Raw genomic sequence first — 11,154 nt, forward strand, 5'->3', positions numbered from 1 at the left:
CGGCTACGACTTCGCCGTGGTGGTCTTCGGCGCGAACGCCTCCACCACGTCGGTGTAGCGGTCGGCGGTGTCGACCGCGTGGCCGACCGCCCAGACCGCGCCCTTGCCGGCAAGATAGGCCACGGCCTGCAGGCGTACGCTGCTCCTGCCGTGCTTGGCGCGACCGCGGATGATCTCGCACTCGCCCTTCTCGCAGCGCATCATGAACGGCTCCCCCGCCCGCGACGGGTCGTAGCCGGCCATCCAGTAGCGGCCCTTGCCGTCGCCCGTCACGCCGTAGAGCCTGGCCTCGGAGCGGGGCAGCCGCTGCTCGCGCCAGCGTTTGCCGTTCCAGGTCAGCACGAGCGGCGTGATGTCGCCGGGGCCGTGGTAGACGCCTCCGACGGCCACCGCCCGCTTGGAGTTGTCGACGTGCACGTCACGCAGGTAGCCGCCGCGGATCGAGGGCACCGGCATCGACTTCCACGAACTGCCCGACTGGTGCACGATCAGCGGCGCGGTGCCGGTGTCGCCGACGGCGAAGCCGTCGGCCACCGCGTAGAGCGCGCCCTTCTCCTTGGTCTCGTGGACGGTCCAGGAGTTGCCGTGACCGGTGAGGACGAGCCCGTTCTTCTCGCGGCTGCCGACCGCGACGACGCGCCCCGCCTTGGCGTCGACGCCGCCGAGCCAGTCGCCCGCCCGCAGGCCCGAAGGCCTTACTCTGTCGAACCCGGACGCGTCGCCGTGCGCGAGATAGGGCAGCCCGTCGTGGCCGTCGCCGACCGTCCACACGTCGGACGCCGACACGGCGGCCAGCCCGCGCAGGTTTTCCGCGGCCGTGGCGTCGCGCACCGGCACCTCAGCCCAGCTCTTGCCGTTCCAGTGGCGGATGGTGCCGCGGTTCTTCCAGACGTCCCAGATTTCCTGCTGGCCCACGGCCCACACGTCGTCGGCCGAGACCGCGAGCACGTCGGAGAGCGAACCGTCGGCCTGGAGGCGCACGCTGGTCGACTGCTGCCACGCCTCGATCGTGGCAGGACGGGGATCGGCATGCGCGGCGGGCGAGGCCTGTGTCAAGGCCACGGACGTCGCCAAGATCAAGGAGAGCGCACGCCGCTGAGAGCGACGGGTCATGATTGAATGCTACGGGCTCGCAGGCCCCTCTTGCCCGTTACAGCCCAACTCGCAACTCTGCGATGACCGGCAGATGGTCGGAGGCGGCACCCAGATCGGCCATCGGGGCGTCCACTCCCCCGCACGACACGACCCGCGTGTCGCGCGCGGCGAACACCCCGTCGATGCGCGCCGAGGGCCGCCGTGCGGGGAAGGTCAGGCCGTCGCCCTTGGGCGCCACCGCGTAACAGTCGGCCAGCCGCCCGGCGAGATAGCGCCAGGCGGGCTGGTGGTCCTGCTCGTTGATGTCGCCGCCGAGCACCATCGTGGCGTCGAGCCCGGTGGCCGCGCGTTCCACCAGGGCCACGGCCTCCGCCGCGTGGTGCACCCTGGCGGGGTCGTTGAGGTCGAGGTGGAGCGAGCCGACGGCCAGCCGCGCCCCCTCCGCCTCCACCACGGCGATCGCCAACCCGCGCCGCTCCAGACCGAAGAAGGCCCGCAGCGCGTGGCTCTCGGCGTGCAGCACGCTGACGCGCGGCCCGGTGAGCACGGCGACGCCGCCGACCCTGCCCGGGGTCGCCGGACGCAGCCCTGCGGCGGCGGCCAGCGCTCTGCGCCTGGCCCGCCAGCGTACGAACCTGGGCGCCTCCTGCACGCACAGCACGTCGGCGCGCATGGCGGTGATGACCCTGGTCAGCGCGGAAACGTCGTCGCGCAACCCGTGCAGGTTGTAGGTCGCTACGCGGATCGTCACGTATGAACGGCTAGCGGCGCCTGGCCAGGTCGGCGGCGCCCACCACGCCGGCGGAGGCGCCCAGCTCGGCCAGCTTGACCTCGGCCAGCGGCCGGTGCCCGTGCCCGGTGAGCCGCTCGGCGAAGGTGTCGCGGGCCCGGTCGATGAACAGGTCTGCGGCGCGGGACACCCCGCCGCCCACGATGAAGCAGCCGGGGTCGAGCACCCCGGCCAGATCGGCCATGCCCTGGCCCAGCCAGTCGGCGAGGTTGCCGAACGCGGCCAGCGAGGCGTCGTCGCCCAGCCGCGCGGCCTCGGTGACCTCCTCGCCCTCGATCTTGCCGTCGGCCAGCCCCAGCAGGATCTCGGCCCGCTCCGGCTGCGCCTCGGCGATCTGCCTGGCCTCCTTGACGAGGGCCTGGCCGCTGGCGTACTGCTCCCAGCAGCCGACGTTGCCGCAGCCGCACAGCCGGCCACCGGGCACCACCTGCATGTGGCCCAGCTCGGCGCCCATGCCCCAGCGCCCGCGGTAGAGCGCGCCGTCGAAGACCAGGCCGCCGCCGATGCCGGTGCCGAGCGTCACGCACACCACGTGTGACTGGCCCCGCCCCGCGCCGAACCGGGTCTCGCCCCAGGCCATGGCGTTGGCGTCGTTCTCGATCACGACCGGCAGGCCGACGAGGCCGCTGATCTTCTTCTGCAGCGGCTCCTCGCGCCAGGCGAGGTTGGGGGCGAAGCGCACCATCGACCTGGTCTCGTCGACGAACCCGGCCGCGCCGACCCCGACCGCCTCGACCTGTCTGCCCTTCGACAGCTCGCGAACGACGTCGGCCACCGTCTCGGCCACCACTTCAGGGCGGTCGGCGGCGGTGGGCCTGAGCGTGTGTTCGACGATTTCGCCGTCGTCGTCGACCACACCGGCGGCCACCTTGGTTCCGCCGATGTCGACACCGATCGTGAGCATTGCCCGTGTCTCCCTATCCCAGATCTATGTGTTCCACATTGTCGCGGCGATCCCGGTCGTCGCGCTGCCTGCGGGGGGCGGGCGGTTTGCTGAGCACGTCGAGCGCGCCGCGCACGGCAGCGAACAGTTCACCGCCCGCGGCCACCAGGTGCCCCGTCACGTCGGAGCCGGACTCGCGCTGAGCGGCGATCGCCCGGCAGACCGGGCAGGCACGGCAGATGTACTCGTCGTGCGGCTCGGACACCGCCTCTTCCCAGACGTCGCGTTCTCTGCGAGCGCTGCCGGTGAACGAGTTGAACACGGACTTGCCGACCTGGCGGGTGGCCCGCCCCTGGATCGACTCGAACAGCTTGCGCGCCTCGTCGGCGACGGTCCCGATCGGATCTCTGTCGTTGCTCTCGGTCATGTGGCCCTCCCTGCGTATGGGGTCGCTCGTCCTCCTCGACTCGTCAGGTCGCGGACTCGTTCCCCGACCTGAACGGTAATGCAGAAATCGCCGTCACGCGGGATCGCCGAACCGCACGCTGAGCACGCCGTCGCGGAGCGAGGCCGCACTGATCTTACGTCGGGCCAGCGCGGCCGGCAGCGCCAGGATCCGCCGGTAGGGGCCTGCGGTGACGATCAGCTCGTCGCCCTTGCGCGCCAGGTCGATGTCGTCGCGGTCAGCCCCGGGCAGGGCGAGGGCCAGTCCGTCGGCGCTCATCCGCAGCGGCGGTTCGATCGTGTGCGGGGCGAACGGGTCGGACTCGCCGTACATCGACGCGCCGAGCTCCGCCAGGGCCTTCCTGCCGACGGGCTCGGCGGGCAGGTAGGGGACGACGTGGACGGGCAGCGGCGCGAACGACTCCTCCGCCTCGGTCAGCAGCCTCGACTGCGCCTCCACCCACCGCGCACGCCACTCGTCGGCGTCGCCCGCGGGGAAGACGCGGTTGGCGACGACGGCGTCGACGCGGTAGCCGTACAGGTTGAGCGAGGTCATGGTGCGCCTGGCCTCGGCGAGCACCACGGCCTCCGGCGTGAGCACGAGCCGCACGGAGGCGTGGTCGCCGGTGAGCAGCTCGCGCACCTCCATCAGGCCGCGGTGGAAACGCTCGCCCGCGTTCATGACGTCCTCGCCCGGCGCGCTGACGTGGGCCACGCTGCGCACGAACGGCGAGACGAGCCGCACGAGCTTGCGGCCCACCGGCATCAGCCTGCTGACGTGCCAGTCGAGCGCCTCGGGCAGGGCCAGCAGCCGCAGCGTCTCGGCGGTGGGCGCGCAGTCGACCACGATCACGTCCCAGCGGCCCTCGCGGGCGTGCTCGCGCAGCTCCAGCAGCGCGATGACCTCCTCGGCGCCGGGCAGGACGGTGATCTCCTCGGAGGTGACCTCGTCGAGGCCCAGCTCCACCAGGACGCCCCGGGCGTATTCGCGCAGCTCGCCCCAGTGGCGCTCCAGCGTCTTCTGGGTGTCGACCTGGTGCAGGTGGAGCCCCGGCGCGATCTCGCCGGGCTCGGCGCCGAGCGCGTCGGCCAGCGAGTGTGCGGTGTCGGTGGAGACGATCAGCGTCTTGAGGCCGCGGGCGGCGGCGAGCGTGGCGGTCGCGGCGGCGGCCGTGGTCTTGCCGACGCCGCCCTTGCCGGTGAAGAGCAGAACCCGCGGGCTCAACTCAGCGGCCCTCGACGCGCTTCTTCAGACCCTTGAGCGCGGTGTCCACGATCACCTTCTCCGCCTTGCGCTTGATCAGGCCGATCATGGGCACGCTGAGATCGACCGTCAGCTCGTACGTCACCTCGGTGTCACTGCCCGTGCCGGCCAGCCGGTAACTCCCCCTGAGGTCGGAGACCATCTTGCCCGGCTCGACCACCTGCCAGCTCACGCCGTCGTCGTCGTGCCAGGTGTAGCCGAGGGTGTAGGTGTCGCTGATCGGGCCGGCGTCGAGGGCGAATCGCACCTGCCGCGGCCTGCCGTCGGGACCGGTGGAGACGACCTCCGCGCTCTTGACCTGCCCCGCCCATTCCGGGTAGGCGGGGAAGTCCGCGATGACCGCCATGACATCGGCGCGACCGGCGCTGACGGTGGTGCTCGAAGTGGTGCGATCAGCCATGCGACCACCGTAATGCACAACACGCCGCGCGGGACGTACGGCGCCTTCCGCGTTCACCACTCCAGCACGTACGGGACGCCCAGCCCCCGGAAGTGGCCGACGTTGACGCACTCGGTGCGCCCGATCCGGGTGCGGCGGTGCAGGGGGTTGTGCACGTGGCCGAACAGCGCGTAACGCGGCTGGGTGCGCCTGATCGCCTCCAGCGTGGCCTCGCTGCCGCGCTCGAACCTCCTGGCCACCACGTCGTAGAGCAGCTCGGGCAGGGCCGGCGGGATGTGGCAGCACAGAACGTCGACCTCGCCGACCGCCTCGACCTTGGCCGCGTACTCCTCGTCGCCGAGCTCGTACGGGGTGCGGTAGGGGGTCTTGAGCCCGCCGCCCACGAACCCGAACCGCAGGCCGCCGATCTCCGTGACCTGCCCGTCGAGCACCTCCAGCCCTGGCCTGAGGTAGTCGGCCCACAGGGCGGGGACGTCGACGTTGCCGTAGGTCAGGTAGGCGGGGGCGGGCATGGCCGCGAAGAGGGTCTCGTACTGGGCGCGCACGTTGCGTTCGATGTGCTCGCGCGGGTCGCCGCCGAGCCTGGCCCACAGCCGCGCCGACATGGCCCTGGCCTCGTCGAATCGTTTGGCAGTGCGCAGGGCGATGAACGCGGAGGCGTTCTCGGCGCCGAACAGGTCGGGGAAGATGCCCTGCGCGTGGTCGTCGTAGTCGATGAAGAGGATCAGGTCGCCGAGGCAGATGAGCGCGTCGGCGCCGTCGCCGGCTCTGGCCAGCGCGTCGGCCCTGCCGTGCACGTCGCTCACCACATGAACCCTCATGGGGAAAATCCTAAGAGCCCCGCCTGCTGGCGGGACATAACGCCTCAGTGACGGAGCTACCAGCGCGTAATTTGTCGCGGTAACGTCCAGGCCAGTTCGTCACGAAGAGGAGTTGATCCGTGCGCGAGTACAGCGTCCCCGTCATGGTCGACGTGCCCGCCTCCGCCGGCCTGGCCGACACCGTCTTCGCGCGGGCCGAGGAGCGGCCCGGCGCCGTGGTCATGCGCCGCAGGACCGACGCGGGCTGGCCCGCCGTCACCGCGGCCGAGTTCCGCGACCAGGTCGTCGAGGTGGCCAGGGGGCTGATCGCCGCGGGCGTCGAGCACGGCGACCGGGTGGCGCTGATGTCGCGCACCCGCTACGAGTGGACCCTCGTCGACTACGCCATCTGGTCCATCGGCGCGGTGACCGTGCCGATCTACGAGACCTCCTCGGCCGACCAGGTGGCGTGGATCCTCGCCGACAGCGAGGCCAGGGCGGCGTTCGTCGAGCTCGACGGGCACGAGGAGACCGTGCGCGAGGCGGCGCCCGAGCTCAAGGCCGTCTGGCGGATCGACGGCACGCTCGACGCCGAGGGTGTCCCGTCCTCCGCCGTCGACGAGCGCAGGAAGCGGGTCTCCTCCTCCGACCTGGCCACGATCGTCTACACCTCGGGCACCACCGGCCGGCCCAAGGGCTGCCGGATCACCCACGACAACCTGCTGTTCACCGCGCTCAACGTGCTGCGGGGGCCGCTGGAGCCGCTGTTCGCCCGCAAGGACCCGGCCGCGCTGCTGTTCCTGCCGCTGGCGCACATCTTCGCGCGGATGATCCAGGTCGTGCTGTTCGAGGCGGGCGCCGTCATGGCGCACACCCCCAACATGAAGAACGTCGCCCCCGACCTGCAGGGCTTCCAGCCGACGTTCCTGCTCGGCGTGCCGCGCGTCTTCGAGAAGGTCTACAACTCCGCCGAGCAGAAGGCCATCACGGGAGGCAAGGGCGCGATCTTCGCCCGCGCGGTGGACGTCGCGGTGGCCTGGAGCCGCGCCGAGAGCTCCGGCGGGGCGCCTCTCGGGCTGCGGCTGCGGCGGGCGGTGTTCGACAGGCTGGTGTACGCCAAGCTGCGCGCCGCCACCGGCGGCCGGCTCTCCGCGGCGGTGTGCGGCGGCTCGGCGCTCGGCGACCGGCTCGGCCACTTCTTCAGGGGCGTGGGCATCGAGGTCTTCGAGGGCTACGGCCTGACCGAGACGTCGGCCCCCTGCTCGGTCAACATGCCGGGCGCCAACAAGATCGGCACGGTCGGCAAGCCGCTGCCGGGCGTCACGCTGCGCATCGGCGACGACGGCGAGATCCTGGCCAAGGGCAGGAACGTCTTCGCCGGCTACTGGAAGAACGACGCGGCCACGGACGACGTGGTCGACGCCGAGGGCTGGTTCCACACCGGCGACATCGGCGAACTCGACGCCGACGGCTACCTGCGGATCACCGGGCGCAAGAAGGAGATCCTGGTGACGGCGGCGGGCAAGAACGTCGCGCCCGGCCCTCTTGAGGACGCGCTGCGCGCCCACCCGATGATCTCACAGGCCATGGTGGTCGGAGACGGCCGCCCGTTCGTGGCGGCGCTCGTCACCCTCGATCCCGAGGTCCTGCCGGAGGGGGCGACGGCCGAGCGGCTGCGCGCCGACCCCGAGGTGCTGGCGAGCATCCAGGCGGCGGTCGACCGGGCGAACTCGTCGGTGTCGAAGGCGGAGCAGATCAAGAAGTTCGTGGTCCTGGCCGCCGACATCACCGAGGACAGCGGGCACCTCACGCCCACCCTGAAGATCAAGCGCAACGTGGTGCTGCGCGACTTCCAGCAGGAGATCGACGACCTGTACGGCGGGCACTGAGCCGCGACGCAGCCCTTCGGGAGGGGTCCGCGCGCCGATCAGCCGGAGCCTCCCCACGCCCTCCACGCCGCGGCTTCGGCTCTTGACCCCCTTGCTCGCGCCGGTGGCCGGGTCGTGGACGGGACGCTCATCGTCTTCCGGCAGCTGCGCGAACAGTTCGTGGCCGCTCCCACGCTGGGATCGGCCAAGGGCTAGGAATGGCCCGCGAGCAGGGCGTGGAAGCGGGCGGCCACGTGGTCCCACGCCCATTCGGCCGCCACCCAGCCGCGGCCGACCGCCCCCATCTTGCGCGCCTTGCCGGGGTCGCTCAGCAGCTCGACGACGGCCCGCGCGATGTCGTCGACGTCCTCGCCGTCGACGACCAGGCCCGTCTCTCCGGGCCGCACCGCGTCGGTCGTGCCGCCGGAGGCTCCCACGACCACCGGCAGCCCGGCCGCCGACGCCTCCAGGAACACGATCCCGAGCCCTTCCACGTCCAGCCCGTTCCACCGCGTACGGCACGGCATCGCGAACACGTCGCCGGCCGCGTAGTAGCCGGGCAGCTCGGCCGCCGGCACCGTACCGGTGAATCTGACCGTCTCCTGCCCCGCCGCCAGCCGCTCCAGCGTCCCGCGGTAGGGCCCGTCGCCCACCAGCAGCAGGACGGCGTCCGGCACCGCCCGCGACACCTTCGGCCAGGCCCTGATGAGCTGGTCCTGGCCCTTGCGGGGCACCAGCCGGGACACGCACACCACCACCGGCCTGTCGTCGAGGCCCAGCTCGGCCCTGACGGACCGGCGGGCCGCGCCCGGGCGGAACTGGGCGGTGTCCACGCCCGGAGCGAGGCGTACGAGCTTGGCCGGGGGGACGGCCGCCGCCAGGCGGGCCCGTGTGTACTCGCCCAGATACGTCACCACGTCGGCGTGCTCGGCAATACTGCGCAGCGCGGGACGGAATCCGGGCAGGCTCGCCCACGACGCCTCGTGCCCGTGGGTGAGCATCACCACGCGCCGCGCGCCCGCCGCGCGCAGGCGCGGCGCGAGCAGGCCGAGCGGTGCCGCCGCGCCGAACACGACGGTCCGCGTGCGGTGCCGGGCCACCAGGGCGGCGGCCCGGCGCGCGACGGCCGGTGTCGGCAGCATGAGCCGCGTGGGATGCCGCACGATCCGGTACGGCTGGCGCCGGTCGAAGTCCGCGCACCCCGGCCAGGCGGGGGCGTAGACGATCACACCCGGCGTGCGCAGCGCGAGCCCGTGCACGAACGACTGGATCCCGCCCGGCCTGGGCGGGAAGTCGTTCGTGACGAAGAGCACGTCCGCATGGGTCACGACACCGGGACGCCGTTCAGCTCGGCCCATGAGCGGGCCAGGGCGATGCGCTCAGGGCTGGAAGGATGGGAGGCATACAGCACATATTCCACCGCATCCGGCGACAAGTCGGAAATATTGGTAACTGCCAGCCGTTTCTGCATGGCGATGAACGTCGCCGGATCCCGGGTGAGGTCGAGCGCGTGCACGTCCGCCCTGGCCTCGATGTGGCGGCTGATCACGTTCTGGGCGGGACCCATGATGAGCGAGCCCAGCGTCATCAGGCCCATGACCACGCCGACCGCGCGTGGATCGGCGATCGAGGCGACGCCGGCGCGGCGGCGTACCGAGCCGAACACGAGGTACAGCAGGACCGCGCCGAGCGCCGCGCCCAGGGCGCCGACGAGCGTGCCGTAGAGCACGTCGTCGGCCTTCGCGTGGCCCAGCTCATGGGCGACGACCAGCTCGACCTGGGGCTGCGGGGCCTTGAGCAGCGTGTCGTAGACGACGATCCTGCGGGTGGCGCCGAAGCCCGACACGTACGCGTTGAGCGCCGTCGTACGCCGTGAGGCGTCGGCGACCAGCACGTCCCGCACCGGCACGCCGTCGCGCTCGGCCATGTCCAGCAGGTTGTCGCGCAGCGAGCCCTGTGGCATGGACGTGAAGTCGTTGAACAGCGGCTCGAAAACCACCGGGTAGACGAACGACATCGCCAGGGTCAGCGCGCACGCCCCCGCGGCCGCCGGGATCCACCACCGCCGCATCCTGCGGGCCAGCGCGACGAGGACGAGCAGCATGAGGCAGAGCAGGAAGGCCTCCACCCCGAGGCTCTTCAGCCGGTCGGCGGTCCAGCCCGCCCAGTCCTGGGTGGACAGGCCGTAGTCGCGCAGCACCGTCTCGAACCAGACGCCGAGCGGCCACCTGACCGCCTCGACGATCGCGGTGAGCACCAGGACGCCGACGATCACCCGCACCCACCAGGGGCCTCTCAGCCGGCCCAGCACCCTGGCCCCGAACGGGGTGGCCACGAGCAGGGCGGCGAAGGCCAGCGTGAGCGCCAGCCCGAGATAGCTCGGCAGGGACGTGGCCGCGTCGAACGCCTGCGCCCTGGCGATCTCGGCGGCGGTGAAGTCGCGCGCCGGGTCGGGCGGTCCCGCGGTCAGGGCGTGCCACGGCGTGCTGAAGGCGGCCACGGCCAGGATCACGGCCGCGAGCACCCCCAGCACCACGGCGGCCTGCCGCCTGAACCGGCGCTCAGCCGGGCCGGGCGCCGAATCCGGCCCGGGGGCGGGCCCCTGGTCGGGCTCCGGACCCGGCTCAGGGTCTGGCCCAGGGTCTGGCGTCGTCACGGGCATGCCGTCCCCCTGCCCACGCTCGTGACGTGTCCACGCGCCCGGCGGGCCGTCCTCCGTCGCGGCGCCCGCGCGGTCCTGCGCCGTCACGGCTCCCGCGTGGACTCCGTCAACGGGTCCGCTCGTCTCCCCGCCCGTCTCGGCCTCCTCCGACGGGCCGTCCGCGTCCTGACGTCCGCTCATGTCCCTCCCCCTTCACGCGAGCTGCTCCCGCACGTACACGCGCCACCGTGCGGTCAGCGTGGCCACGGAGAGCCCGAGCACGGCGAGCGCCGCGCGGACGTCGGCGGCCTGCGCATCACGGTAGAGCCTCACCAGGCTCCTCTCACCGAAACGGCGGGAAAGGAAGCGACACGCCAGCCAGGCCTCCTGGTACGCCAGCGCGAGCCGTCCTGGGCCGGGTCCGCCCACGGCGAACGCCTCGGGCCCCGGCAGGGCGGTCGGCACGCGCCCGGCCCGCACCTCGGCGGCCAGTTCGGCGGCGGCCGTGCGCACGGGCAGCCCGGCGTCCCGGTAGGCCACGTAGTCGGCGAAGCCCTCGTAGAGCCAGACGGGCAGTCCGCCGGTGCCCGCGGCGACGTGGGTCAGCTCGTGGGTGAGGACGACGTCCTTGCCGAGGGAGGTGAGCTTGCCGAACGACTCGGGGACGACGATTACCCGGCCGTCGTCGGCCACGGCCGCCAGCCCGTCGAGAGGTCCGGAGCCGGCCAGCCTGGCGGCGTCCCGCGCGGTGTCGGGGACGATGACCACGGGCCGTACGGGGCGGCCGAGCACGGCCGCGACCCGCAGCGCCGCCGAGTCGGCGCGGCGGGCGAGCTCGTCGAGCGTGCCGGGCGCGGCATGGTGGCCGGTGACGAGGGAACGTGCCCCGCGGGCGAGGGCCTGGCCGTCCGGCCACAGGTCGCGGGCAGGCGCGGGCAGGACGGGCGGGCCGGGAGCGGGGGCGTCGGC

At 72.7% G+C, this 11,154-nt stretch carries 11 protein-coding genes; 1 reads left to right on the top strand and 10 read right to left on the bottom strand.

Annotated elements, in window-relative coordinates:
• Positions 1-3: 3 nt before the first annotated feature.
• From E1267_RS27265 to E1267_RS27295, 7 genes are all read right to left on the bottom strand, one after another.
• Complete coding sequence (locus E1267_RS27265) at positions 4-1,113, bottom strand: hypothetical protein (protein WP_246064293.1); 1,110 nt, start codon at positions 1,111-1,113, stop codon at positions 4-6.
• Between the two features lie 37 nt (positions 1,114-1,150).
• Positions 1,151-1,846 (bottom strand): endonuclease/exonuclease/phosphatase family protein, encoded by a 696-nt coding sequence (locus E1267_RS27270; protein ID WP_132336345.1) that lies wholly within the window; start codon positions 1,844-1,846, stop codon positions 1,151-1,153.
• Between the two features lie 10 nt (positions 1,847-1,856).
• Complete coding sequence (locus E1267_RS27275; RefSeq protein ID WP_132336347.1) at positions 1,857-2,789, bottom strand: ROK family glucokinase; 933 nt, start codon at positions 2,787-2,789, stop codon at positions 1,857-1,859.
• 13 nt (positions 2,790-2,802) lie between these two features.
• Positions 2,803-3,195 carry a hypothetical protein gene (locus E1267_RS27280; protein WP_132336349.1) on the bottom strand — a complete coding sequence of 131 codons (393 nt, stop codon included), beginning with the start codon at positions 3,193-3,195 and terminating at the stop codon, positions 2,803-2,805.
• A gap of 93 nt (positions 3,196-3,288) precedes the next feature.
• Positions 3,289-4,437 carry an ArsA family ATPase gene (locus E1267_RS27285; RefSeq protein WP_132336351.1) on the bottom strand — a complete coding sequence of 383 codons (1,149 nt, stop codon included), beginning with the start codon at positions 4,435-4,437 and terminating at the stop codon, positions 3,289-3,291.
• A gap of 1 nt (position 4,438) precedes the next feature.
• Entirely contained in the window at positions 4,439-4,876 is a 438-nt protein-coding gene (locus E1267_RS27290) for an SRPBCC family protein (RefSeq protein ID WP_132336353.1), read from the bottom strand.
• Between the two features lie 53 nt (positions 4,877-4,929).
• On the bottom strand, positions 4,930-5,697 hold the full coding sequence (locus E1267_RS27295; protein WP_132336355.1) for a metallophosphoesterase family protein: 768 nt from the start codon (positions 5,695-5,697) through the stop codon (positions 4,930-4,932).
• A 119-nt stretch (positions 5,698-5,816) separates the two neighbouring features.
• Here E1267_RS27295 and E1267_RS27300 point away from each other — a divergent pair, with 119 nt between their 5' ends.
• Positions 5,817-7,565: an AMP-dependent synthetase/ligase gene (locus tag E1267_RS27300; RefSeq protein WP_132336357.1), complete on the top strand. Its 1,749-nt coding sequence runs from the start codon at positions 5,817-5,819 to the stop codon at positions 7,563-7,565.
• 191 nt (positions 7,566-7,756) lie between these two features.
• Here E1267_RS27300 and E1267_RS27305 read toward each other — a convergent pair whose 3' ends face one another.
• The 3 genes from E1267_RS27305 to E1267_RS44630 form a co-directional block, all read right to left on the bottom strand.
• Entirely contained in the window at positions 7,757-8,872 is a 1,116-nt protein-coding gene (locus E1267_RS27305) for a glycosyltransferase family 4 protein (protein WP_246064294.1), read from the bottom strand.
• Positions 8,869-10,386, bottom strand: coding sequence for a M48 family metallopeptidase (locus E1267_RS27310; RefSeq protein WP_132336361.1), 1,518 nt, complete (start codon positions 10,384-10,386; stop codon positions 8,869-8,871). Before E1267_RS27310 ends, E1267_RS27305 begins: the two co-directional genes overlap by 4 nt.
• A 12-nt stretch (positions 10,387-10,398) precedes the next feature.
• On the bottom strand, positions 10,399-11,154 hold a 756-nt coding region (locus tag E1267_RS44630; protein WP_484213945.1), incomplete at its 5' end, for a gluzincin family metallopeptidase.

This window comes from Nonomuraea longispora, from assembly GCF_004348345.1.
Classification (GTDB): domain Bacteria; phylum Actinomycetota; class Actinomycetes; order Streptosporangiales; family Streptosporangiaceae; genus Nonomuraea; species Nonomuraea longispora.